The 22,639-nt window shown below is 71.2% G+C and carries 22 protein-coding genes; 10 read left to right on the top strand and 12 right to left on the bottom strand.

Features of this window, described 5'->3' with window-relative positions:
* Window positions 1-12: 12 nt before the first annotated feature.
* The gene (locus ACWY4P_RS12500; RefSeq protein WP_456210608.1) at window positions 13-771 is read left to right on the top strand and encodes a polysaccharide lyase; all 759 of its coding nucleotides are present in this window, start codon (window positions 13-15) and stop codon (window positions 769-771) included.
* Window positions 772-796: 25 nt separating this feature from the next.
* On the opposite strand, the gene ACWY4P_RS12495 is transcribed toward ACWY4P_RS12500, so the two are convergent.
* From ACWY4P_RS12495 to ACWY4P_RS12475, 5 genes are all read right to left on the bottom strand, one after another.
* Window positions 797-1,852 (bottom strand): lipoyl protein ligase domain-containing protein, encoded by a 1,056-nt coding sequence (locus tag ACWY4P_RS12495; RefSeq protein ID WP_456210607.1) that lies wholly within the window; start codon window positions 1,850-1,852, stop codon window positions 797-799.
* 64 nt (window positions 1,853-1,916) lie between these two features.
* Entirely contained in the window at window positions 1,917-2,219 is a 303-nt protein-coding gene (locus ACWY4P_RS12490; protein WP_456210606.1) for a type II toxin-antitoxin system RelE family toxin, read from the bottom strand.
* Window positions 2,164-2,439 carry a type II toxin-antitoxin system Phd/YefM family antitoxin gene (locus ACWY4P_RS12485; protein ID WP_456210605.1) on the bottom strand — a complete coding sequence of 92 codons (276 nt, stop codon included), beginning with the start codon at window positions 2,437-2,439 and terminating at the stop codon, window positions 2,164-2,166. Before ACWY4P_RS12485 ends, ACWY4P_RS12490 begins: the two co-directional genes overlap by 56 nt.
* Before the next feature lie 62 nt (window positions 2,440-2,501).
* Complete coding sequence (locus ACWY4P_RS12480; RefSeq protein ID WP_456210604.1) at window positions 2,502-3,008, bottom strand: hypothetical protein; 507 nt, start codon at window positions 3,006-3,008, stop codon at window positions 2,502-2,504.
* 32 nt (window positions 3,009-3,040) lie between these two features.
* Window positions 3,041-3,991: an SDR family NAD(P)-dependent oxidoreductase gene (locus tag ACWY4P_RS12475; RefSeq protein ID WP_456210603.1), complete on the bottom strand. Its 951-nt coding sequence runs from the start codon at window positions 3,989-3,991 to the stop codon at window positions 3,041-3,043.
* A 125-nt stretch (window positions 3,992-4,116) separates the two neighbouring features.
* Here ACWY4P_RS12475 and ACWY4P_RS12470 point away from each other — a divergent pair, with 125 nt between their 5' ends.
* From ACWY4P_RS12470 to ACWY4P_RS12460, 3 genes are all read left to right on the top strand, one after another.
* Window positions 4,117-4,848 (top strand): phosphotransferase family protein, encoded by a 732-nt coding sequence (locus tag ACWY4P_RS12470; RefSeq protein WP_456210602.1) that lies wholly within the window; start codon window positions 4,117-4,119, stop codon window positions 4,846-4,848.
* 438 nt (window positions 4,849-5,286) lie between these two features.
* Window positions 5,287-5,883, top strand: a complete 597-nt coding sequence (locus ACWY4P_RS12465) for a DUF5753 domain-containing protein (protein WP_456210601.1) — start codon at window positions 5,287-5,289, stop codon at window positions 5,881-5,883.
* Window positions 5,884-5,898: 15 nt separating this feature from the next.
* Window positions 5,899-6,102, top strand: a complete 204-nt coding sequence (locus tag ACWY4P_RS12460; RefSeq protein ID WP_456212902.1) for a DUF397 domain-containing protein — start codon at window positions 5,899-5,901, stop codon at window positions 6,100-6,102.
* Between the two features lie 73 nt (window positions 6,103-6,175).
* Here ACWY4P_RS12460 and ACWY4P_RS12455 read toward each other — a convergent pair whose 3' ends face one another.
* Window positions 6,176-6,586, bottom strand: coding sequence for a VOC family protein (locus ACWY4P_RS12455; RefSeq protein ID WP_456210600.1), 411 nt, complete (start codon window positions 6,584-6,586; stop codon window positions 6,176-6,178).
* A 532-nt stretch (window positions 6,587-7,118) separates the two neighbouring features.
* Between ACWY4P_RS12455 and ACWY4P_RS12450 the strand changes: the two genes are divergently transcribed.
* Window positions 7,119-8,015 carry an alpha/beta hydrolase gene (locus tag ACWY4P_RS12450; protein WP_456210599.1) on the top strand — a complete coding sequence of 299 codons (897 nt, stop codon included), beginning with the start codon at window positions 7,119-7,121 and terminating at the stop codon, window positions 8,013-8,015.
* A 112-nt stretch (window positions 8,016-8,127) separates the two neighbouring features.
* Here ACWY4P_RS12450 and ACWY4P_RS12445 read toward each other — a convergent pair whose 3' ends face one another.
* Together ACWY4P_RS12445 and ACWY4P_RS12440 are read right to left on the bottom strand one after the other, a co-directional pair.
* Window positions 8,128-9,009, bottom strand: coding sequence for a polysaccharide deacetylase family protein (locus ACWY4P_RS12445; protein WP_456210598.1), 882 nt, complete (start codon window positions 9,007-9,009; stop codon window positions 8,128-8,130).
* A 67-nt stretch (window positions 9,010-9,076) separates the two neighbouring features.
* The gene (locus ACWY4P_RS12440; RefSeq protein WP_456210597.1) at window positions 9,077-9,934 is read right to left on the bottom strand and encodes a helix-turn-helix transcriptional regulator; all 858 of its coding nucleotides are present in this window, start codon (window positions 9,932-9,934) and stop codon (window positions 9,077-9,079) included.
* A 170-nt stretch (window positions 9,935-10,104) separates the two neighbouring features.
* Between ACWY4P_RS12440 and ACWY4P_RS12435 the strand changes: the two genes are divergently transcribed.
* On the top strand, window positions 10,105-10,716 hold the full coding sequence (locus ACWY4P_RS12435) for an NADPH-dependent FMN reductase (RefSeq protein WP_456210596.1): 612 nt from the start codon (window positions 10,105-10,107) through the stop codon (window positions 10,714-10,716).
* A 27-nt stretch (window positions 10,717-10,743) separates the two neighbouring features.
* On the opposite strand, the gene ACWY4P_RS12430 is transcribed toward ACWY4P_RS12435, so the two are convergent.
* Both ACWY4P_RS12430 and ACWY4P_RS12425 read right to left on the bottom strand, forming a co-directional pair.
* Entirely contained in the window at window positions 10,744-11,535 is a 792-nt protein-coding gene (locus ACWY4P_RS12430) for a maleylpyruvate isomerase family mycothiol-dependent enzyme (protein WP_456210595.1), read from the bottom strand.
* Window positions 11,536-11,564: 29 nt separating this feature from the next.
* On the bottom strand, window positions 11,565-12,734 hold the full coding sequence (locus ACWY4P_RS12425; RefSeq protein ID WP_456212901.1) for an MFS transporter: 1,170 nt from the start codon (window positions 12,732-12,734) through the stop codon (window positions 11,565-11,567).
* Between the two features lie 147 nt (window positions 12,735-12,881).
* Between ACWY4P_RS12425 and ACWY4P_RS12420 the strand changes: the two genes are divergently transcribed.
* On the top strand, window positions 12,882-13,661 hold the full coding sequence (locus ACWY4P_RS12420; RefSeq protein ID WP_456210594.1) for an AraC family transcriptional regulator: 780 nt from the start codon (window positions 12,882-12,884) through the stop codon (window positions 13,659-13,661).
* Here the strand turns inward: ACWY4P_RS12420 and ACWY4P_RS12415 are convergent.
* Window positions 13,658-14,509: a hydrolase gene (locus ACWY4P_RS12415; RefSeq protein WP_456210593.1), complete on the bottom strand. Its 852-nt coding sequence runs from the start codon at window positions 14,507-14,509 to the stop codon at window positions 13,658-13,660. The two genes, ACWY4P_RS12420 and ACWY4P_RS12415, sit on opposite strands and share 4 nt — an antisense overlap.
* A 220-nt stretch (window positions 14,510-14,729) precedes the next feature.
* Here ACWY4P_RS12415 and ACWY4P_RS12410 point away from each other — a divergent pair, with 220 nt between their 5' ends.
* On the top strand, window positions 14,730-17,207 hold the full coding sequence (locus tag ACWY4P_RS12410; protein ID WP_456210592.1) for a sulfatase: 2,478 nt from the start codon (window positions 14,730-14,732) through the stop codon (window positions 17,205-17,207).
* 5 nt (window positions 17,208-17,212) lie between these two features.
* Here the strand turns inward: ACWY4P_RS12410 and ACWY4P_RS12405 are convergent, their stop codons facing one another.
* Complete coding sequence (locus tag ACWY4P_RS12405) at window positions 17,213-18,130, bottom strand: zinc-binding dehydrogenase (RefSeq protein ID WP_456210591.1); 918 nt, start codon at window positions 18,128-18,130, stop codon at window positions 17,213-17,215.
* Between the two features lie 249 nt (window positions 18,131-18,379).
* Here ACWY4P_RS12405 and ACWY4P_RS12400 point away from each other — a divergent pair, with 249 nt between their 5' ends.
* Together ACWY4P_RS12400 and ACWY4P_RS12395 are read left to right on the top strand one after the other, a co-directional pair.
* A complete protein-coding gene (locus ACWY4P_RS12400) occupies window positions 18,380-21,643 on the top strand; it encodes an amidohydrolase family protein (RefSeq protein ID WP_456210590.1) in 3,264 nt (1,087 codons plus the stop codon).
* A gap of 120 nt (window positions 21,644-21,763) precedes the next feature.
* A complete protein-coding gene (locus ACWY4P_RS12395; RefSeq protein WP_456210589.1) occupies window positions 21,764-22,594 on the top strand; it encodes an inositol monophosphatase family protein in 831 nt (276 codons plus the stop codon).
* Window positions 22,595-22,639: the final 45 nt, after the last annotated feature.

The raw sequence follows: 22,639 nt of genomic DNA, 5'->3' as shown, positions 1-22,639 counted from the left end.
TCATCTTCCGGCATGAAGCGACGACAAGCACTCACATTGCTCGGAGGTCTGGGCTTAGCCGGACCACTCGCCACCCTCGCGCCCTCCGGCAGGGCATCGGCCGCCGAACTGCCGGAGGGCGTCTACTTCCAGAACCGCGGCAGCGTGGAGGGCTGGGACTACAGCTACACCCAGAAACAGGGATCGATCAGCACCGTCGACACCCCGACCTACAAGGGCGCGCACTCACTGGAGGCGACCCAGACCTACATCGACGAAACCGGGGGCTACCACTCCGAAGTCCTCCAGCGGGGCGCGCAGAGCGTCGGCCAGGACCGCTACTACGGCCAGGCCATCCGCCTGGCGCCCGACTGGCGGTTCCACAACCAGAACGTCACCTTCCAGCAGTGGTCCCCCGAGGACCCGGAGGGCCCCTGGCTGCTCATGTTCGTCCAAGGGGACGAGATCCGCTACGGCGGCCGCGCGGTCTCCGGGACCGTCGGCAAGATCACCGACCTGCGTGGCACGTGGATCAGGCTGGTCGTACGGCTCAAGCTGGCCGGCGACGGCCAGGGCGCGTACGAGGTGTGGCTCAACGGACGGAAGACCGTCAGCTCGACGGGCATCACCCTGCTGCCGTCCACCTCGCGGACCATCCGCTGGTCCAGCGGCATCTACTGCACGGCCTGGCGGGACGGCACACCCGCGGGGGCGTCCACGCTGACCGTCCTCCACGACCAGCACCGGATCGCCGCGTCGTACGCGCTGGCGGAGCCGGCCAACTGGACCTGACCACGACCCCGCCCCGCCGCCGCCGTCACGGCACCCGCGTGGTCCACTCCCGCGAGCCGAACTTCGCCTCCGCCAGCCGCTGCGCCCGTGCCGCCTCCTCCTCCGTCACCTTGCCGTCCGCGAGCCCGTACCGCTCGCGGAAGGAGGCGATCATCCGGTCGATGACGGCGGCGCGCGGCAGGCCGGTCTGCCGGCGCAACGGGTCCACGCGCTTCTTCGCGCTCCTGGTGCCCTTGTCGGACAGCTTCTCCCGGCCGATGCGCAGCACCTCGACCATCTTGTCCGCGTCGATGTCGTACGACATCGTCACGTGGTGCAGCACCGCCCCGGAACCGGTCACCACCCGCTTCTGCGCGGCGCCGCCGATCTTCCCGGCGTCGGTCGCGATGTCGTTGAGCGGCTGGTACCACGCCGCGATGCCCATGTCGCCGAGCGCGCCCAGCACCCAGTCGTCGAGGTACGCGTACGAGTCTGCGAAGGACAGGCCGGACACCAGCGACTCGGGCACGTACAGCGAGTATGTGATGGTGTTGCCGGGCTCCACGAACATCGCCCCGCCGCCGCTGATCCGCCGCACCACCTCGACGCCGTGCCGCTCCGCGCCCCCGGGGTCCACCTCGTTGCGCAGCGACTGGAAACTGCCGATGATCACGGCCGGGGAGGCCCACTCCCACACCCGCAGCGTCGGCGGCCGCCGCCCCAGCGCGACCTCCTCGGTCAGCACCTCGTCCAGCGCCATGTGCAGGGCGGGCGGCTGCGGACCCTCGTAGATCAGCTGCCAGTCGTAGTCCGTCCAGTCGGTGGCGTGCGCCAGCGCCCGCCGCACCGCGACGCCCACGGCATCGGCCGTGAACCCGAACATGACCGTGCCCTCCGGCAGCGCCGCCTCGACCCGGGCCGCGAGCCCGCGCGCGTCGGTGTCGGCGGGCGCGCCCTCCAGCGCGCGGTTGATGGCGAGCAGCGCCTCGTCGGGCTCCAGGAAGAAGTCACCGGCGACCCGGACGTCCTTCAGCCTTCCGCCCTCGACCTCGAGGTCCACGACCACGAGCTTCCCGCCCGGCACCTTGTACTCACCGTGCATCCGCGCACCCTCGTTCTTGTCTCTTGTTCGACACTTCTTGCAGATGCTTGTGAGCACCCGGCACTCAGGTGACGCGGCCAACCTTCAGGATGTGCACGGTGACGGTGTCGCCGTCCGGCCGGTACAGCACACGCCAGTGGTCAACGGACAGCCGCCAGTAGCCAGAGCCGCCCAGGGCGCGAGCCCCCGCCGGACAGGGGTCATCGCCAGGGCTCGGACCGCACTGGCGCAAGCCTTCGCTCCCACTGGGTCGATCTGGCGCAGTCGACGGAACTCGGCCATGGCCTGGTGCTGCCACACCACGACATTGGTCACGAGGCAGCTGCCCGACGGTCCTCGGCCTCGAGCTGGGCCATGAACTCGTCATGCGTCATGGACGGGCCGGTCGGCGTCGCCTCACGCGTCGCGGCTTCAGCGATGTCTGCGGCGTCACGTAGGCGCTGTAGCTCTTCGAGCTCGCTTATGGGGATCAAAGCAGCGGCGGGCTTGCCGTACTCGCTGATGACGATCTCTTCCCGGCCGTGCCGGACGCGTCCGACGAGCTGCCCGAGCTGGTTTCGGGCTTCCACGAGCGAATAGATCTCCATGCCAGAATTGTACGCACCCGCAAGTGTGTACTGTCTTTGATTCAGCGAGGCGGGTCGGGGACTCAGCCGAGCGGGTGCGGTCGCGACTGGTGGTGCGGTGGGGCGAAGGACAGACCGTTCTCGTCGAGGGCGTTGTAGACAGTGATGCGGCCCTCCGGAAAGACGAAGCTGACATCGACGGTCCCTCGGGCCGCGTCGTGGCCGGTCCATTCGAGGAGTTCGACGCCCTGGAGGGGCCGGCCGAGCAGAGATCCCGCTTCGGGGACGGCGTCGTCGCGCCAGAGCAGGGTGAAGTTTGGCCACTCGACAGGGCGACGCGGATCGATGGAGTTCCAGGTGATCGAAAGGTCGTCGAGCTTCCAGTGGTTGATCTCCACCTGCTCACCGTCGAAGTCGAGCAACACGGGGCAGTCGCAGAACCACTCGTCGTCCTCGAGGTCCCACACCACCCACAGCCGGGTCAGAGCGCGCCCGACCAGGGCGCGCAGCCGGGCTCCGTGGGTTTCCCCGACCGCGCGGGGGCCGCTCGTCCAGTGCGGCCGGTAGCCCTCGATCCCGAAGTCGAACACGCGATCAGTGTGCCAGTCGCCCGTCACGCCCCTTATGCGAGGCCGGAGCTCGGGTCGACACCGGTCAGCTCACAGCTCGCGTCCCACAGGCGCGCCGCGACCGAGGTGTCGGTCAGCTGGTTCCAGAGGGGTTCGAGCCGAGGCAGGCCCCGCAGCCCGAACACCCGGGGAGCCCACAGCTGCCCGCCGGTCACGGCCGGGTCGAGCACGGCGCGCACCGCGGGCCACGCGGCGGCGTCCTTGCCCTGGACGAGGACACCGGCGGGCAGGGTGCGCAGCCGGTCGCCGGCGGTCCGGACATGTACGGGTGGGCGCGAGGGGGTGAGGGAGTCCAGCGCGCCGCCGGGATGGGCCACCACGCTCAGCACCGCGCTGCCGGCCGCCCGCAGGCGCCGGTCGAGTTCCAGGCCGAAGAGCATCTGCGCCAGCTTCGAGCGTGCGTAGGTGCGTTTGGGCTGGTAGTCCCGGGTGCTCTGGAGGTCGTCGAGGTCCAGCCGCTCGGACTTGGCCGCGAAGCTGCCGGTGGTGACGACGCGGCCTTCGGGGGCCGCCGCGAGCAGCGGCGCGAGCCACCAGGTCAGCGCGTAGTGTCCGAGGTGGTTGGTCGCGAACATCAACTCATGGCCGTCCTCGGTCTCGCGGCGTGGCGGGTGGTCGAACATCACCCCGGCGTTGTGGACGACCGCGTCGAGGCGGTCCAGGCGCAGGGCTTCCACCGATGCCTTGAGCGAGGAGAGGTCGGCGAGGTCCAGCCGGATCCACCGCACCCGCGCGCCGGGGACCCTGGACCGGATGGAGGCCGCCGCGGTTTCGGCCTTCGCCGTGTCCCGGCTGCCGAGCACGACAGTGGCCCCCGTACCGGCGAGCTGTTCGGCGACGAAGTACCCGATCCCCGCGTTGCCGCCGGTGACCAGGAAGTTCTTGCCTGTGGCGGGTGGCAGCCGATGAACGTCCCATGGCTCGGTCGGGGCTGTGGAGGGCATGTGAGCTCCTTGCGGCTGGCGGGGGATGTCGGACCCGTTCAGCGTCACAGCGGTCACCGACACGCCGTCGACAGATCGCCGATCGCCCTCGGCGCCATGTGCCACAGACCGTGCAGCATGAAGACATGGAGAATGAGGTGCCGCTGGCCGGCGGACGCATCACCCCCGGAGTGGTCAGGGTCGGCAGCACCGTCCGGCGGCCGGTGACCGCAGCGTCCCCGTTCGTCGCGGAACTGCTCGGCCACCTTCAGCAGCAGGGCTTCACCGGCGCCCCGCGCCACCTGGGGTCCGACGCAGCCGGGCGTGATGTCCTGAGCTATCTGCCTGGCTGGGTTCCCGCACGCTTCCAGCGCTGGACCGACGCCCAAGTCACCGCCGCCGGGGCCTTGCTCCGTGCCTTGCACGACGCCACCCGTGGCAGCCGCCTCGCAGGGTGGCATCCTGTGATCTGTCATCACGACCCAGGCCCGAACAACACCGTCTTCTCCGACGCCGTACCTGTCGCCTTCATCGACTTCGACACCGCCGCGCCAGGCGACCCCCTCGAAGATCTCGGCGACATGGCGTGGACCTGGTGCGTCTCCTCCAAACGCGAGGCGCCGCCCGCCACCGTCCAAGCCGCTCAGGTACGCATCCTCGCGGACGCTTACGGAGTCGACGCGGCCTCCCGCCCCCGCCTCATCGACGCCATACTCGACCGCCAAGTCCGCAACGCCCAGTGGTGGCGCAGCCACCTCACGCGCCTATGCCCGCGCGTGGCCGACGACCACCAGATCACCGAGCGCATTCGCTGGTCCGAGCGGGAGTACGCCCACACTGCGGCCAACCGCGAGGCATTCGCAGCAGCCCTGCACTGACAGCAGCGGGGAACGGCGATCCGGTCCGACCAAGCTGCGGGCAGGACAGCAGCCTGCGTGCACGCGTCGCGGGTCGGGGCGCCGCCACGGACCCGGACGGTGATCAGGGCCGCCGCGCGCACGGTGCGGTCTCCGGCCCTTCGTTCACCGGCTCCTCTTGCTCTGGAACCGCGTCGATCCGGATCCAGACCTTCTTGCCGTCGGCAGTCGGTTCGTATCCGAAGTCGTCGGCGAGTTCGCGGAGCAGCCACAGCCCACGGCCCGTTTCGGCGATCCAGTCCGGATGGCTGACGACGGGCGGGGTGGGGGAGCGGTCAGAGCCCGGTCCGGCCGCTTGATCTCAAGGCGCTGCTCGACCTGTATGGCGTCAAGGACGAGGCCACGCGGGCAGGTTGGCTGTCACTTGCCCGGGAAAGTCGCAAGCAGCGGTGGTGGCGGGTGCTGGAAGACCGTTTGCCTCAGGATTTCCTCGACTTCATCGGGCTGGAGGAGGACACGTCGTACTGCCGGGGATTCCAACCCGGAATCGTCAACGGCCTGTTCCAGACCAAGGAATACGCGGAAGCTGTGATCGGGGGTGGGTCCGCCGGGCCGCTCGACGAGAATGCGCAGACGAAGCTGCAAGTCCGGCTCGAACGGCAGAAGGCGCTGACGCGTTCCGAGAACCCGATCACGGTGTGGATGATCCTGGGGGAGGCGGCGCTGCGTCAGCAGTGCGGTGGCGTAGGCGTGTTGCGCGATCAGCTTCTGCATCTGATCGAGCTTGCGCGCCTTCCGAACGTAACCTTGCAGGTACTACCCTATTCCGTGGGGGCGTACCGAGGTAGTCCCTTCCCCTTCAAGATCTACCGCTTCCCGGAGCCCTCCAGTATGGAGGTCGTGCTGCTGGAGAGCCATATCAGCCACACGTATCTTGAGAACCCCAATGACATCGGCTTCTACGCGGACATCTTCAACCACCTGCGCGCCACGGCACTGGGGGAGTTGAAGAGCCAGGCCCTCATCGCGGACATCGCGAAAGAAGTCGTCAAATAGAGAGAAAGCGTGGAAATGCAGGGAAACCGGTCCGGATGGTTCAAGAGCAGCTACAGCGGCCAGAACGGCGAATGTATTGAGGTGCGGAATCAGGCCGTAAGCGGTATGGACCTCCGCGACTCCAAGGACCCCAACGGCCCCGTGCTCACCTTCACCGCTTCCGAATGGACCATGTTCATACGTGGCGTGCAGGCAGGCGAGTTCGAGGTCAGGGGGTAGGTTCCCCCTGTTGCCCGCGGGTCCCCACCCCGCCCAGGTCGGGGGCCCGTGATCAGCGCATTCGTTGACGTTGTCACGAGTTGGACCAAGAGCGGGTGGACAACACCAGCAAATAGCCATCCGGGTCTTGAACAGTCACGCCCCAGGTGTCCCAGTAAGGATTGTGTGCTGGCACTCGCTTGCCACCGTGCTGTTCGAGTCTCGCTGTCAGGGAGTCCGGCACCGGTTCGCCGAGGTAGATCACCAAGAGGTCCTCGGGGGTCGGCTGCGGGTCCATTGGCGCAAGGGGATCGTGGGTGAGCTCAAGGTGCCAGGCGGCATGGGGCCAGCCGACCATCAAGAGTGAGTGCTGGCCAGGAGTGCCGTCCGCCGCATGCTGGTACAGGATGTCGAGGCCGAGACCCGAGACCCAGAACCTTTCCGCCGCTCGCAGATCACGTGACGGACGTGCGATGCGCACATGCGCACTGGCGTTGGCTGGCATCCTGGCGCCTCCTGCTGGGGCTGGCCTGTCGTGAGAGAAGAACCGTCGTACCGAAGAGTAGTGAGCAAATGATCACGTGACTATCAGGCGTTGGCCTTAGGTCCTCATGTAAGTCCAGCGCGGTTTCGGAATCTATCCGGTGAGTCCGTCACCTCCCCCAGGGTCTGCTTCCGCGAGGCCCCGGCGGCGAGGAGCTGGAAATCCTTCGCGTGCGCTGTGTCGGGACCGATAGGGTCGGGTCATGACCTACGTGTTCGTGCGCGTTCGCACTCTCTGAGACGGTGTGCTCCGTTGGTCGCTGAGCGACCAACGGCAGTCGAGGAAACCCACAGGAGACCACCCGTGGTCTCCGGCTTGTACCGCCGCGTGGGTGCACTCGACCCTGCGCCACCGGTCTATCCGCGCCATCACCGAACCGTGTGCCTTTTCCCGCGGTTACTCGCGTGCTTCCCTTCAGCAGCGTGGCTCATGGCGTCGGCATCGGTAAGCGGAGATGCCTGCCAGGCCGCCCTTTCGAACAGGACTGATCTGTATGCCGTCTGTATCCACCGGCTCCTCGCGTTCTCGTCGGGCCCGCGGTGGCGGTCCCACCTTTGTGCTGGTCCACGGTTCTTGCTCCAGTTCGTTCATGTGGGCTCCGGTCCAGCGCGAACTCGCGTTGCTCGGACACCGCAGCTTCGCCGTCGATCTGCCGGGGCACGGCTTCGACGCGCAATACTCCGTTGCCTACCAGGCCCCACAGGACCTCGATGCGTGGGCGGCCGAGCCGTCGACGCTGGCCGGAGTCACCTTGCAGGACAACGTAGACATGGTCGTTGACGTCGTCCGACGCGTGGCCGAGCACGGACCGGTGGTGCTGGTGGGCGCCAGCCTCGGTGGAACCACCATCACCGGGGTGGGCAACACGGTCCCTGATCTGGTGGACCGGCTCGTGTACATCTCCGCGTGGTCGTGTGTGCAACGGTCGAGCCCCGTCGAGTACATGCAGGAGCCCGAGTTCGCCGCCAACCTGCTCGCCCCGCTGTACGCGTTGAACGTCGGGGACGCGGCAGCACTCGGCGCCGGCCGGGCCAATTACCGAACCGCCGATCCGGCATTGCTCGCGGCCCTCAAGGCGGCGGTCATGGCGGACGGCACCGATGAGCAGTTCCGGGCCTTCCTCAACATCCTGCAACCGGACGAGTCCCTCGCGGTGATGACGGCCGACGCCCGTGGGCACGCCGATACCTGGGGCACGATCGCCCGCACCTATGTTCGTCTCACCAACGACCGGTCGCTTCCGGTGGCCATGCAGGACCGGCTGATCGCCGAGGCCGACGCCTTGACCCCCGACAACCCGTACGACGTGCGCACCCTGGAGACCAGCCATACCGGATTCCTGCTCCACCCGGCGGAGGTGGCCGGCATCCTCGACCAACTGGCCGGCTAGGGCCAATGCCAGTGACTTTGCGGTGAGTATGGGACAGCGACACGCCGACGCCACGGCGTGTCGCTGTCCCATACTCACCGCAACCTCAGGCGGATGGCCGGGGCGGAGTCCGTCACGGGAGTGGCCCGGACCACTTCCGCTGGACGGTCCGGTAGTCGATCACGGTGATCTGCTCCTGCCGGAGGAGTTCGCGAGCCTCGGGTGAGGTCAGGAACTCGTAGTCGGTCCGGCGCACACGCCAGCCGTCGGGCTCGATCGCCCGGGACTCCTCCGTGCCCAGCCCTGGATGGACCGCCCATTCGCTGAGGCCGGTCGGCAGGTCGCGCAGCAGCTGGGCGTAGCGGGCCGGCTTGTCGTCGAGGTCGAGGGAGAAGCTGTCCAGGAAGTCGTTGTCGGTGACCGGGAGGCCGCGCCGCCGTGCCTTCCGGCGTCCGGGGGCGAGCCAGACCCGTACCGCCAGGCCGTACTCTGCGGCCAGCGCCATGGTCAGGTCCAGGATGTCATCGCGTCCGCCGTCGGCCAGGCAGTGGAAGTCGAGGTGGGTCGGGGTCAGGCCGGTGTTGACCACGGCGTCGATCTGGGCGCGGAACTCCAGCTCGATCTCGTCGAGACGGGCCTGGGCGAGGAGCTCGGCGCGCCCGGCGGGCGTGGGGATGAACAGTTCGCCCCTGTCGTCCAGCAGGGAGGGCACCTTGTCCTTCGGGGACAGCGGCCCCCACCGGTAGTGGGCCGTGTCGCAGACCAGCGTGAGGTGGATGCCGAACGGGATGTGGGGTCGGTCGCGCAGCAGGTGCATGGCGTGCCGGGTCCATGGACACGGCACCATCAGGCTGGAGGAGGTGACGATTCCCTGCTCGATGGAGTCGACGATCGCGGCGTTGACCGCGTGGTACATCCCGAGGTCGTCGGCGTTGACGATGAGCACACGGGCGTCGGGAGGGAAGCCGAGCAGCTCGCTGGACTGAACCGAGGTGTGTATGGGGGCGGTGTCCATGGGCTCAGTGTGGGGCGGGGCACGCGGTCGCGCCCGGGAATTACGTGCCGGGGGGCCGCCCCGGGCCTCAGCTCGCCGACACCGCCCGCAGCGCCCCCGGGCGGCGGCCGGTGAGGCGGTCCAGGGCGGCGGAGGTGGCGTCGTCGGCGGGGAGGTGGACGATGAGGCGCTGGTCGTCGTCGGCGGGCAGTTCGAGGGTCTCGTACGCCAGGCGAAGCTCGCCCACCTCGGGGTGGCGCAGCCGGGTGACCCCGTTGGACCGGGGGAGGCCGGGCAGGGTGGCCACGCGCTCGGTGAAGGCGTCTCCGGTGGTGACCGTCAACTCGTCGGCGAGGTGGGCGACATGGGGGTCCGCGCGGAAGGGGCCCTGCTTGAGGGCGGCGACCTGCTCGTCGGCGACATGGGCCCAGTCGGGGTACGCGGTGCGGGCGCGCGGGTCGGTGAAGACGAAGCGGGTGAGGTTGGGTGGGTTGCCGTCCAGCAGGCCGACGGGGCCCGCCAGCCGTTCGTAGCCGGCCGTGTGGGCGAGGATCTCGCTGAGCCGGTTGAGCAGTACGGCCGGGGCGGGCTCCAGGCGGTCGAGCAGGGCCCGCACGGTGGGGCGCACGGTACGGGCCGGGTCCGCGCCGCCCATGCAGCTGAAGCCGCCCTCCGCGCCCTTGGTCAGCCGGTGCAGATGGACGCGTTCGGCGGGGGTGAGGCGGAGCGCGTCGGCCAGCGCGGCGAGCACCTGCATGGAGGGCCGGCGGTCGCGGCCCTGCTCCAGCCGGGTCACGTACTCCACGCTGACCCCGGCGACCGTGGCCAGCTCGGCCCGGCGCAGGCCGGGCGTACGGCGGCGGGGGCCGGTGGGCAGCCCCACCTCGGCGGGGGTGACCGCCTCCCTGCGGAGGCGCAGGAACATGCCCAGCTCGTTGTCGCTCACCCTCCGAACGTAACAGCCGCGCCGAGCGGGATCGTGGCCCTGCCACTACCAGTCTCGGCCCGGCCTTCCTGGTCCTGGCGCGGCCCGGCAGGTTGGAGGGCGTGGCCCTCCCGGCCACTTCGCCACCTCAGCAGGAACCACCTCAGCAGGAACAAGGAGCAAGCCCAGCCATGTCCAGCCAGACCAGCCAGACCCTCAAGCTCGCAGTGATCCTCGGCAGCGTCCGGGAGGGCCGGTTCGGCCCGACGGTCGCGAACTGGTTCGTCGAACAGGCCGAGGCACACGGCCGGTTCGCCGTGGACCTCATCGACCTGGCAGACACCCCGCTGCCGCTCGCCCTGCCACCCGTGCCTCCCGCGATGCAGCCGAACCTGCCCCGCCCCGCCGAGATGGCGGACCTCACCGCGCGGCTCGCGGCGGCCGACGCGTTCGTCGTGCTGACGCCGGACTACAACCGCGCCTACCCGGCCGCGCTGAAGGCCGCGATCGACTGGCACTACGTCGAGTGGCAGACCAAGCCGGTCGGCTTCGTCGGCTACAGCGGGGCCAGCGGCGGCCTGCTGGCCATCGAGGGCCTGCGGCAGGTCTTCAACGAGCTCCAGGCCCACACGGTCCGCGACTACGTCTCCTTCCCCAAGTACTACGAGCTGTTCGGCCCCGACGGCACGCTCAAGGACCCCGAGGGCCCGAACGCCGCCGCGAAGGCGATGCTGGACCAGCTCCTGTGGTGGGGCTCGGTCCTCCACGACGCCCGGCGCGACCGCCCCTTCGCCGCGTCGTAGGGGGAGTGCGGTTCCCGGCCGGGGCCGTCAGCCAAAGGCGACCCGGTCCAGCCAGAAGTCAAGCAACTGCGCGTCCCCCAGCACCTCGACGCCCTCGCCGTGGGCCGGACGCCGGCGGTAGACCAGCAGCAGGAGATCGGTCAGCGGGGCCCGCACGGCGACGGCGGCCTTCTCATGGGCCCGGCGCCAGGTGATCACCTCGCCGGTGAGGTCGACCACCCACTCCGCCGCCGTATCGGGGGCGGTGTCGGTGGCGTGGAGGTGAAGGGTGCGGCCGGGGCCGAGCAGCTCACGCATCCGGGGATGGATCTCGAAGTGCATCGGCAGCGCGCCGAGCTCCATCCACTCGTCGAGGCCGTCGAGGGCGACGTCCTCGGCGACGGTGAACTCCGCGCCGAGGGCCAGGGTCGCATCGGCCCGGTGGACGACCGTCTCATGCGTGAACCGGCGGGCGAAGAAGGCCGCGGTCCCGCCGGGGACCGGGGTCCACACCTTCGCGTCGGGCCCGGCCGCGCGCAGCGCGTCCGCCAGCAGCTCGGCGCCCTCGGTGAGCCAGGGGCCGAGCACGGCGGGGTCCTCATGGGCGTACGGCGACAGGTCGCGGAAGTCGTCGTCGGGGAGCGGGCCCGCCGCCCGCGTCCGTACGGTCTCCGCGGCCCAGCGCTGGCCGCCGCCGAGGTGGCGCAGCAGCTGGCCGACATTCCAGCCGGGGCAGGACGGCACGGGGGCCGTCAGGTCCGCGCCTTTGACGATCGGCTGCAACAGATCGGTCTGCGCGGCGATCTCGGCGCACTGGCGATCGTGACTCAGAAGGGTCATAACGTCACAGTAGGACGTACCACTGACAATCAGCGGGTGCCGGGGGATGCTCCGGCCCCGGGGGCGGGCTCCCGCTTGGGGATGGCCTCCGGCTCCGGCTCCGTGAGCGTGCCCGCGATGAGCCACGCCAGGGCGCACAGCGCGATCAGCGGAGCCAGCGCGGTGCGCAGACCGGCGACATCGGCGAGGGCGCCGATGGCCGGGCTGGCCACGCCCCCGACGCTGACGGCCAGGCCCAGCGTGACGCCGCTGGCCGTGCCGACCCGGTTCGGCAGGTAGTCCTGGCCCAGCGTGACGTGCAGCGAGAACGGCACGTACAGGGCGGCGGCCGTCAGGGCGGCGAAGGCGTAGAGGGCCGGCCCGGGGATGAACACCAGCCCGGCGACGGCGGGGACCCCTGCCCCATACGCGATGCGGAGCGTACGGACGCGCCCCCAGCGCGCGGCCAGCGGACCGCCCAGTACGGTGCCCACCGCGCCCCCGGCGAACAGCGTGAACAGCGCCGCCGACCCCGTGGCCGAGCCTCCGGGCACGCGCTGCTGGGCGTACAGGGCGATGAACGCGCTCAGGCCCACGAAGATGATCGAGCGGCAGACGATGACCGCCGAGAGCCGCAGGAACTCCGGCCAGTTGTCACGGCCGGTGCCCTGCGTGGCGGCCTGCTCGACTGCCGCGCGCCGGGCCAGGGACCGGATCGCGGACGCCGTCAGCACCACCCCGGCCACCGCGGGCACCACCAGCCAAGGCGACGCGCTCAGGCCTCCGGCGGACAGGACCGGGGACACGGCGACGGGGGCAAGGGCGAAGCCTATGTTGCCGCCGAGGGAGTACCAGCCCATGGCCACATGGCTGCCGCGGCTCGCCGTCCGGGCCAGCCGCGCCGACTCGGGGTGGTAGGCGGCGACCCCGATGCCCGAGAGGGCGACCGCCAGCCAGGTGAGCAGATACGAATCGCCGGGCCCGGACAGGGCTATGCCCAGCCCCGCGCCGAGGGAGCTCGCGGGGATCAGCCAGGGCATCGTCCACCGGTCGGTCAACGCCCCGAACAGGGGCTGCACGATCGAGGACAGCAGCGTGGCCGCCAACACGATGCCGGACGCCGCCACATAGCCGTAGTGGCGCTCGGCCACCAGGAACGGCACCAGCGTGGGCACAGCGCCCTGGTAGAAGTCCACGGTCGCGTGGCCGATGGCCATCATCGTGATCGGTCTGGATACGGAGTGGTCGCGCGATACGGAGTGCTCGCGCGATGCGGAGTGGTCGTGCGATACGGAGTGGGTTTTCCTGGTCACGCCAATGATCCTCGACGGGCGGCGGTTGGCAGGCTTCCGGTAATCTGCCAGGTGATGTCGGTATCCCGCCAAGCGCCCCGCCGAACCGTCCCGGCCCGGTCGCATACGCCGACAACCACCCGATTCCTGGACCCGGGCACCGGCGTGTCCGCTCACTGCCACGATGTGCACCAAGTCGTCTACGCGGGCCGCGGCGTGCTGTCGGTGACCACTGAGGGCGGGAGCTGGGTCGCCCCGGCCGCCCGGGCGATCTGGATCCCCGTCGGCACCCTGCACGAACACCGGGCCTACGGCCGGACCGTGCTGCACGGCGTCGGCCTGCCGGTGGAGGCCAACCCGCTGGGCCTGGACCGGCCCGCCGTGCTGGCGGTCGGCCCGCTGCTGCGCGAGCTGATCATCGCGTACAGCCGCCCGGACGCCGACCCAGGGGCCGTCGAGTCCCGCCGCCTGCTCGCCGTCCTGCTCGACCAGTTGCGGCACGCGCCCCAGCAGCCCCTGCATCTGCCCACGGCCCAGGACCCGCGCCTGGCCGCCGTGTGCGCCATCCTCCAGCACGACCCAGCGGATCCCCGGCCGCTCGCCGAGCTGGGCGCCCGGGTGGGGGCGAGCGCCCGCACGCTCACCCGCCTCTTCCGCGCCGAGATGGGCATGACGTTCCCCCAGTGGCGCACCCAACTACGGCTGCACCACGCCCTGCTGCTGCTCTCCGACGGCGTCACCGTCACCGCGGTCGCGCACCGCTGCGGCTGGGCCTCGGCCAGCGCGTTCATCGATGTCTTCCGCCGCGCGTTCGGGCACACCCCCGGCAGCTACCGCGCGCAGACCTGCGCCTAAAGCGTGTTGCAGCCGATCCGCGCGGTCCCGACGGCGATGTCGTCGTACCAGAGCGTGTCGTCGCCCTCGCCGTAGCTCTCCCAGCCCAGCCGCAGATCCGTGGGCGCGGGGCGCCAGCCGCCCCGGGCCAGCCACTGCTGGTCGACGTCCTGGGTCGGGGTGCCGTCCACCACCAGGCCGGTGACGAGGGAGCCGTTGACCCAGGTGTCCAGGCGGCCCGCCGAGCGGTCGAGCCGGAACTCCAGACAGGTCCAGGTGTTGAGCGGCAGCGGCGTGGACAGTGCCACGCCCGCCGGGCTCTGCGCGGGCAGGGTCGCGTCGTCGGACTCGCGGTTCCACTGCAACGCCTTGTTCTGCCCGCCCATCCGCAGGTCCTTCGAGTTGTCGTTGGTGTCGCGCAGGGCGGCGAACGTGACGTGCTGGGCGGGGAGCGCGGTGGTGTGGCGGACCCAGAAGCGCGCGTACAGCTCGGAGCCGGCCGGGACGTCGGACAGGGAGGTACCGGCGAAGGCGTGGTTGCAGTACCCGGCCTTGCCGGTCACCCGGACGGACTTGGTGCCGCCGTGGGCGACGGTGGAGTCCACGGTGGCGGTGCCGGTGCCGGAGCAGTTGGCCACGTTCGTGGTCCAGCGGCCTGAGGGGGCGGGGCCGGTCTGCGACTCGAAGTCCTCGCAGAAGCCGTTCGCCGAGCACGCGGCCGCCGCGCGGGCGGGCGCGGACGAGGCGGAGGCGGTGGAGGCGGCGGGGGTGAGGGCCGCCGCCGTGGCCAGCGTGGCGGTCAGCGCCGCGAGGGCGCGGATGCGCTTGGACGTACGGGGGTGGGGGAGGGGGTGCGGGTCGGGTGCCATGGATCCTCCTTCGGGGCTGCACACGTCCGGGTTGCACGCACGAGATTGGGAGCGCTCCCACTGATGGAATGTAGCCGTGAGCATGACAGTCGGGAAGTCAGCTCGGGGTGTTTTGAACCGAAGCCGTCGACGAGCCGTAAGGGATAACGGCGGTCCTGACCTCCCGAGCCTGGTCCGCTGTGCCACCATCGGGCTTCGCAAGCACGGAAGGAACTTCGGGGTGTCGCTCTTCACGCGCTCTCGTCAGCTGCCGGACAGGGACAAGGCGAACGCTGAGGAGGACCCGGCGCCGGACGACACCGCAGCGCACACGCCGGACGAGGCCGCCACGGGCGATGCCGCCGCGGGCGGCACGTCTGCGGACGCGGTCGCCGCGGGTGACACGGCTGCGGACGGCTCTGCGGGTGCCGTCGCGCCGGGTGCCGCTGCCGAGGGCGGCAGCTCTGTGGGCGCCACCGCTTCGGGTGCCGTCGCGCCGGGTGCCGCCGCTGAGGGCGGGGTCGGTGGCGACACCTCCGCAGGCGACGCCGCGGGTGAAGCTGAGGGTGACGCCGCTGCCGACGAGGCCGTAGCGGGTGACGTCGCGGGCACCGCTGCCGCCGACGCCGCTGCCGACAAGGCCGTGGCGGCTGACGCCTCGGCAGGCACAGCCGCCTCCGCCGACCATGGTGCTTCTACGAGCACCGCCGCCCGCGGCGATGCCCCCGAGAGGGGCGCCGCTGTGGGCGCTTCCGCGGCTGATGCCGGTGCGGGCGCCCTCGCCGCGCGGGAAAGCGGCGACGGTGACACCTCCCCAGGCGCCGCCGCGCGCGACACCGCCCCGGACGCCCCCGCCCCGGACGCCCCCGCCCCAGGCGATGCCGCCGCCGGCGACGGTGACACCTCCCCCCACGACCCCGCCACCGACCAGTCCCCGGTCGAGGCCGTCACGGGCCGCGGCTGGCGGGGCAAGTACCCGGTCGCCGCGCGGGCCTTGGCGTGGGTGACCACCGCCGTGTCGGTCGCGCTGGTGCTGTTCGCCCTGCTCCTGCCGAATCGGCTCGCCCTCATCACGCCCAGCGCCTTCGTGCACATCCCCGTGGAGGCGGTCCTCGGCGCCGGGGTGCTGCTCATCCTGCCGCCGATCCCGAGGCGGGTGGCGGCGGTGCTCGCCGGGGTGTTCCTCGGCCTGTTGACCATCCTCAACCTCCTCGACATCGGCTACAACGAGTTCCTCGGGCGCGGGTTCAACGTGGTGCTCGACTGGATCCTGCTCGACGACGCCCAGTCGTACCTCGAGGACTCGCTCGGCTCGACGACCGCCACACTCGCCGCGGTCGGGGCCGTGGTGCTCGTTCTCGCCCTGTTCTCCGTCATGACGCTGGCGTGCCTGCGGATCGGCAAAGTCATGGCCCGGAACAACACCGTGGCGACCCGTACCGTCCTGGTGCTCGGGACCGCGTGGGTCGTCTGCACGGCGCTCGGCCTACAGGCGTCCGGGGCGCCGATCGCTTCCAGGAACACGGTCGTGCTCGTCCAGAACCGCGTGAAGTGGGTGAAGGCGACCCTGAAGGACGAGCGGGAGTTCGAAAAGGTGGCCGCCGTCGACTCCTTCGGTGACGTGCCGGGCGATCAGCTGCTGACCGGGCTGCGCGGCAAGGACGTCATCTTCACCTTCATCGAGAGCTACGGCCGCAGCGCCATCGAGGACCCGGAGATCGCGCCCGGGGTCGACGCGGTGCTCGACGAGAAGACCAAGGAGCTGAGCGACGCCGGGTACTCGTCCAAGAGCGGCTGGCTCACCTCGGCGACGTACGGCGGCAACAGCTGGCTGGGCCACTCCACCTTCCTGTCCGGCCTGTGGATCGACAACCAGAGCCGCTACCGCACCGTCACCGCGGGCGACCACCTCACCATCACCCGCGCCTTCAAGCGCACCGGCGCCTGGCGCACGGTCGGCATCATGCCGGGTGTCACCAAGGGGTGGCCGGAGGCGAAGTTCTACGGCCTCGACAACGTCTACGACTCCCGGGACCTCGGCTACCAGGGCCCGAAGTTCAGCTGGTCGACCATGCCCGACCAGTACGCCCTGACGGCCTTCGAGCGTCTTGAGCACGGCAAGAAGCATGACAAGCCGCTGATGTCGGAGATCATCCTGACCTCCAGCCACCAGCCGTGGGCGCCCATCCCCAAGATGATCGGTTGGGACGAGGTCGGTGACGGCTCGGTCTACGGCGACATCAAGAAGGCGGGCAAGGACCCCAAGGACGTGTTCACGGACTCCACCCAGGCGCGCGCCGAGTACGGCAAGTCCATCCAGTACTCGCTGAACAGCCTCATCGACTACGTGGTGAAGTACGGCAACAAGAACACCGTGCTTGTCTTCCTCGGCGACCACCAGCCCATGGCGAAGGTCAGCGGCGACCACGCCAGCCGGGATGTGCCGGTCGCGATCGTCGCGCACGACCCGGCCGTGCTGAAGCGGATCTCCGACTGGGGGTGGCAGGACGGGCTGAGGCCCGGCGCGGACACCCCGGTCTGGCGGATGGACACTTTCCGTGACCGCTTCCTGAACGCTTACGGCCCGCAGCCGGGCTCCAAGTCGTCCGGTTCCAAGTCGTCCGGTTCCAAGTCGTCCGGCTCCGAGTCGTCCGGCTCCGAGTCGTCCGGCTCAGCGCAGTCCGACTCCAAGCCGACCGGTTCCAAGCCGTCTCGCTGAGCGGGTCAGCCGTCGATGTCCAGCACCGCCTTGCCCCGTACGCGGCGGCCCAGCAGCGCCTCCACCGCCTCCGGTGCGCGCTTCCACGAGCCGCGCCAGCCGATCTGCGGGTTGAGCCGCCCCTTGGCCAGGAGGCCCACCAGATACGCCAGGTCGGGACCGAAGGGTGAGCGCACCACGAAGGGCTCGAGCCGCCTGCCGCCGCCCGCCAGCCGCTCCCGCTCGAAGTCGATGGTGGTCGGTTCGAGCGACGCCTTGCCGATGGACTGGGCCGAGCCTCCGGGCTCGACCAGGGCGAACGCCTCGGCCAGCAGCGAGCCGCCCACGTTGTCCAGCACACCGAAGACCGGTGCGGTGATGCCTTCGAGGCCGACGACGACCTCGTCGGCGCCGAGCTCGAGCAGCCCTTCGCCGCGCTCCGGGCTGCCCACCGCCGCGATGACATACGCACCGGCGAGGGCGGCCAGCTGCACCGCGAAGCGCCCCAGGCCGCCCGAAGCGCCGGTGATCAGCACCCGGCGCCCGATCACCGGGCCCAGCCGGCGCAGGGCCTGGAGCGCGGAGACCCCCGCGCCCGGCAGGGTGGACGCCGCGCCGAGGTCGACCGGGTCCGGCACCACGGCGAGTTCGGCGATGTCGACCGCCCGCCGCTCGGCCCATGCTCCTGGTGGCCCGAAGGACACCACACGGGTGCCGACCGCGGGACCGGAGCCGTCGGCGGCGGCGCGGACGACGACGCCCGCCGAGTCCCAGCCGAGCACCTGCCCGGGGCGCGCTCGCTCCTCCCGGTAGGCGAGTTCGCCGAAGTTGAGGGAGGCGGCGCGGACCTCGACCAGAGCCTGCGACTCGTCCGGCTCCGGCTCCGGGGCCGCACCGAGTCGCAGGCCCTGAGGGGCCTCGGGGTCGTACAGCAGAGCGCGCATCGCGGTCGCGTCCTTTCCGGTCGCTTGGCCCTGCGCCGGGGTTGGCGCGGTTGCGATTCACGGTGCGCCGTGGCGTGGCTGTCGTCCAAGACCTGTTGTCATAGCCGCTGGTTATGAGTGTTTTGCGGGGGGCCGACAGGCCGGGGACGCGGTTAAGTTCAGGTAACACCTATTTCCGCGGGCTGTTCCTCCGCTTGACCCTGCCTTTAAGTTCGGCGAGATCGTGATCTTCAAGCGGAGGGTACGGCCGTGGGTATATCTCGCAGGACACTGATCCGGCGCGGCGGACAGGCGGCGGCCGCGGCCGGGGCCGGGAGTCTGTGGCTGGGCGGGCAGCTGACCGGGCCGGTTCCGGTGGCGAGCGCCGCCGAGAACGCCGAGAACGCCGAGGGCGCCACAGGCGATGCCACCCGGCGGATCACCGTCACCCAGGCGACCAACGCCTCCGCGGCGCTCTCCCCGGACGGCCGGACCGTCGTCCTCGATCTGCTCAACCTGCTCTGGACGGTCCCGGCCGCCGGTGGCGAGGCGAGCCGGCTCACCGGTATCGACCAGGAGGCGACCGAGCCCGACTTCTCGCCCGACGGCCGCCATCTCGTCTACCAGTCCTACACCGACGGCAACTTCCACCTCTGGCTCGCCCGCGCCGACGGCACCGGGGCACGCCGGCTGACCAGCGGCGGCACCGACCACCGCGAGCCGCGGTTCTCCCCGGACGGCAAGCGGATCGCCTACGCGGCGGAGGCCGACGGCCGGTACGCGATCCATGTCCTCGAACTCGACAGCGGCGCCACGAAGGTGTGGGCGCCGAGCACGGACGCGACCACCCAGCAGGCGCAGCCCTTCTGGCACCCCGACGGGACCGCGATCGCCTTCACCTCCGGCAAGGGCGACGCCCCGCAGACCGTCGTCCAGGCCGACGCCGACGGCAAGCGCACCACGCTCGCCACCGTCACCGAGGGGCGGGTGGCGGGCCCCTCCTTCTCGCCGGACGGCGCCCGCTTCGCCTACGTCCACCTCGGCTCGGCGGCCACCGCCCTCGTGGTCGACGGCGAGACCGTGTCGGACGAGGAGGAGGACGTCTTCCCGTTCGCGGCCCGCTGGCCGTCCGCGGACGAGGTGTTCTACACCGCCGATGGCAAGATCCGCCGCAGAAAGCTCTCCGGAGGCAAGGCACAGGCCGGAAAGGCGAAGGACATTTCCTTTGCCGCCCAGCTCACCGTCCCCCGCGTCCAGGAGCGGCCCGCCGCACACGACAGCGACGCGGCCCCGGCCTCCGCCGCCCCCCGCCCCGTCAAGGGCATCGTCAGCCCGTCCCTCTCCCCGGACGGCGAACGGATCGCCTTCGCCGCGCTCGGCGACATCTGGATCGCGCCCGTCAACCCGGGCAAGGGCAAGGACAAGACCCCCAAGGCCGTCGTCTCGGACGGACACCTGAACACCGACCCCGCCTGGTCCCCGGACGGCTCCACCCTCGTCTACGTCAGCGACCGGGGCGGCGCGGCCGACCTGTGGACGTACGACATCGCCGGCGGTACGACGCGCCGGCTGACCGACCTCCAGGACGCGGCCGCGGGCCCCGCGTTCAGCCCCGACGGCGCGAACGTCGCCTTCGGCCTCGGCTCGGGCACCCTGCACACCGTGGACGTGGCCACCGGCGCCGTACGCAAGGTCGCCGGCCCGCTCAACGCGCCCGGCAGGCCCACCTTCTCCGCCGACGGCGGCAAGCTCTCCCTGGCCGCCCTGGTGCCGGTCACCCCCCGCTACCGCGAGGGCTTCAACCGCGTGCTGACCGTCGACCTCACCAGCGGCGAGGCGCACTACGACGACCCCGTCCCCGGCAAGTCCCTGGCCAACCGCATCGACGCGGGCCCGGTCCACTCGCCCGACGGCAAGCACACCGCGTACATCGTCGCCGGCACCCTGCACCTCAGCGCCCTGGACTCCGCCGGGCGGCCGACCGGGACAGCGCGCGAGCTGAACGGTGAGACCGCCGACGCCCCCAGCTGGAGCGCCGACTCCCGCTCGCTGCTCTACCTCTCCAACGGCCGGCTGCGCCTGGCCGACGCCCGTACCGGCCGCGCGCGGACCGTCCCGGTCAAGCTGACCTGGCGCCCCGCCAAGCCGACCGGGCGCACGGTGGTGCAGGTGGGCGCGGTGTGGGACGGCACGGGCGAGACGCTGCGCCGCGACGTCGACATCGTCATCGAGGGCGACCGCATCAAGGCCGTCGTGGCGCGCGGATCGGTCCGCGCCGGGAGCGGTGGCCGTACCGTCGACGCGCGCCACCTGACCGCGATGCCCGGCCTGATCGCCGTCCACGAGCACGGCCCCTGGCAGCGGGCCGACACCATGAAGCTGTGGCTGTCCTACGGCGTGACGGCGGTCCGCTCGCCCGGCACCGCCCACTACGCGGCCGTCGAGGCCAAGGAGGCCACCGCCTCCGGACGCCGCGTCGGCCCCCGGGTCTTCGCGGCGGGCGACCTGATCGACGGCTCGCGCATCTACTACTCCTCCGGCCGCCCGGTGACCGACACCGAAGAGCTGGAGCGCGAGCTCGCGAAGGCCGAGGCGCTGGGCCACGACCTGGTGAAGACGTATGTGCGGCTGCCGTACGCGATGCAGCGCGCCGCCATCCGCGGCGGCCACCGGCTCGGGCTGCGCGCCACCTCGCACTACCTCTTCGGCCCGCTCGGCCTCGGCGCCGACGGCACCGAGCACCTCGGCGGCACCAGCCGCTACGGCCGGCGCCAGAAGGAGACCCACCTCGGCCACGCCTACGACGACATGACCGAGCCGCTGATCGCCTCCGGTATGGCCTTCACCCCGACCTTCGGGCTGTCCGGCGCGGGCCTGCCCGCCACCCGGGCGGCGCTCTACCGCTACGCCGGATGGGCGGTCGGCGACCGGCGGCTCACCTCGCTGATGAGCGAGGCGGAGTACGAGGAGTTCCGCACCGGGGTGGCGGACGCGCAGCAGACCGTCCCCACCGACCTGCTGGCCTTCGTCGCCCGGCACGGGGCCACGGTGCGCAGGCTGCTGGAGGGCGGGGCGCACGTCGGGGTGGGCACCGACAGCCCGCTGGTGCCCCCGGCCATCTACTACCACCTGAACCTTCAGGCCATGGTCCGCTACGGCGCCACCCCCCACCAGGCGCTGCGCTCCGCGACCGTCGAGGGCGCGCGGGCACTGGGTATGAGCGCGCGGATGGGCACCGTGGAGCCGGGGAAGCTGGCCGACCTGGTGCTGGTGGAGGGCGACCCGCTGAGCGACATCCGGGCGGCCGCGGCGGTGCGGAGCGTGGTGCTGGGGGGTGCGGTGCACTCGGTGGACGACCTGGTGAGCGGGGAGTCCTCGGGCGCGGCCAAGCAGGCCTCCACGGACGCGGCGCCCCTGCGGAACGCCTCCGCCTCCGCCTCCACCTCAGCCCACGTGGCCGACGTGCCGCAGGGTCCCGCCCGCGAGCGCTACTGGTGGCACCGCGAGGAGCACGCCCACCACACCTGCTGCTGAGGCACGTGCTGCTGAGGCACGTGCCGCCGAGACACGCGCTGCCGAGGCCGTTCACGCGGCGGCCATCCCATGGCCGCCGCCCGGTCACCGGCTGTCGCCGGAACATGGTTCGATACAGACATGATCGAGCAGTTTCTCGTCTCCGGTGCACTGTCCGACGTCGAGGAGGCGGTACGCAAGGCGGCCGCCACCGAGGTCATGCCGAGGTTCCGGCAGCTCGCCGACCACGAGATCGTCGAGAAGAACGGCCCGCACGACCTGGTGACGATCGCCGACCGGCAGGCCGAGGAGCATCTGACCGCCTCGCTCACCGCGCTGCTGCCCGGCTCGGCCGTGGTGGGCGAGGAGGCCGTGCACGCCGACCCGTCGGTGCTCGGCGCGCTGGGCGGCGACGCGCCGGTGTGGATCGTCGACCCGGTCGACGGCACCCGGCAGTTCGTCCACGGCGACCCGGGCTTCGCGACCCTCGTCACCCTCGCCCACCGCGGCGAGCTGCTGGCCTCGTGGACCTACGCCCCGGCGCTCGACCTGATGGCGGTCGCGTGCCGCGGCGGGGGAGCGGTGCTGAACGGCGAGCCGATACGCTCCGGCCACCCGGAGCCCGGCGAGGTGCTCGACGTCGCGATCTCGCACTACGACTTCACCACGGACGCGGAGAAGCGTGCCCTGTCCGTACTGCGGACACCGGGTGTCGCGTCGCGGCCGTGCGGCTCGGCCGGTCTCGAGTATCTGAACGTGGCCCGTGGCCTGCTCGACGCGGTTGCTTTCACCTGGGAGAACGTCTGGGACCACGCCGCCGGGCTGCTGCTGGTCCAGGAGGCGGGCGGCGCGAGCGCGACGCTGACCGGCGAACCGTTCCGCATCGCGGGCGGAAACGCGCTTCCTTTCACAGCGGCGCGGGACGAGGCGACCGTACGGCATATCCTGAGCCTGCTGTCAGCCGCCGGCTGACGGACTCTCAGGAGTCCTCACGCATTCCTCAAGGACGGGGAGGGA

Source organism: Streptomyces sp. LZ34 (genome assembly GCF_053890475.1).
Note: the sequence above shows the minus strand (reverse complement) of the source record. Positions and strands in the feature narration are given on the sequence as shown.

Excerpts from the sequence above, each read along its gene's own strand:
- ACWY4P_RS12415 (WP_456210593.1), bottom strand. The coding sequence starts at position 14,509 with ATGGCACCCGACCCGCACCCCCTCCCCCACCCCCGTACGTCCAAGCGC.
- ACWY4P_RS12490 (WP_456210606.1), bottom strand. The coding sequence starts at position 2,219 with ATGACGAGTTCATGGCCCAGCTCGAGGCCGAGGACCGTCGGGCAGCTG.
- ACWY4P_RS12450 (WP_456210599.1), top strand. The coding sequence starts at position 7,119 with ATGCCGTCTGTATCCACCGGCTCCTCGCGTTCTCGTCGGGCCCGCGGT.
- ACWY4P_RS12455 (WP_456210600.1), bottom strand. The coding sequence starts at position 6,586 with ATGCCAGCCAACGCCAGTGCGCATGTGCGCATCGCACGTCCGTCACGT.
- ACWY4P_RS12470 (WP_456210602.1), top strand. The coding sequence starts at position 4,117 with ATGGAGAATGAGGTGCCGCTGGCCGGCGGACGCATCACCCCCGGAGTG.
- ACWY4P_RS12445 (WP_456210598.1), bottom strand. The coding sequence starts at position 9,009 with ATGGACACCGCCCCCATACACACCTCGGTTCAGTCCAGCGAGCTGCTC.
- ACWY4P_RS12475 (WP_456210603.1), bottom strand. The coding sequence starts at position 3,991 with ATGCCCTCCACAGCCCCGACCGAGCCATGGGACGTTCATCGGCTGCCA.
- ACWY4P_RS12425 (WP_456212901.1), bottom strand. The coding sequence starts at position 12,734 with ATGATGGCCATCGGCCACGCGACCGTGGACTTCTACCAGGGCGCTGTG.
- ACWY4P_RS12395 (WP_456210589.1), top strand. The coding sequence starts at position 21,764 with ATGATCGAGCAGTTTCTCGTCTCCGGTGCACTGTCCGACGTCGAGGAG.
- ACWY4P_RS12485 (WP_456210605.1), bottom strand. The coding sequence starts at position 2,439 with ATGGAGATCTATTCGCTCGTGGAAGCCCGAAACCAGCTCGGGCAGCTC.
- ACWY4P_RS12495 (WP_456210607.1), bottom strand. The coding sequence starts at position 1,852 with ATGCACGGTGAGTACAAGGTGCCGGGCGGGAAGCTCGTGGTCGTGGAC.
- ACWY4P_RS12405 (WP_456210591.1), bottom strand. The coding sequence starts at position 18,130 with ATGCGCGCTCTGCTGTACGACCCCGAGGCCCCTCAGGGCCTGCGACTC.
- ACWY4P_RS12420 (WP_456210594.1), top strand. The coding sequence starts at position 12,882 with ATGTCGGTATCCCGCCAAGCGCCCCGCCGAACCGTCCCGGCCCGGTCG.
- ACWY4P_RS12460 (WP_456212902.1), top strand. The coding sequence starts at position 5,899 with ATGCAGGGAAACCGGTCCGGATGGTTCAAGAGCAGCTACAGCGGCCAG.
- ACWY4P_RS12500 (WP_456210608.1), top strand. The coding sequence starts at position 13 with ATGAAGCGACGACAAGCACTCACATTGCTCGGAGGTCTGGGCTTAGCC.
- ACWY4P_RS12430 (WP_456210595.1), bottom strand. The coding sequence starts at position 11,535 with ATGACCCTTCTGAGTCACGATCGCCAGTGCGCCGAGATCGCCGCGCAG.
- ACWY4P_RS12435 (WP_456210596.1), top strand. The coding sequence starts at position 10,105 with ATGTCCAGCCAGACCAGCCAGACCCTCAAGCTCGCAGTGATCCTCGGC.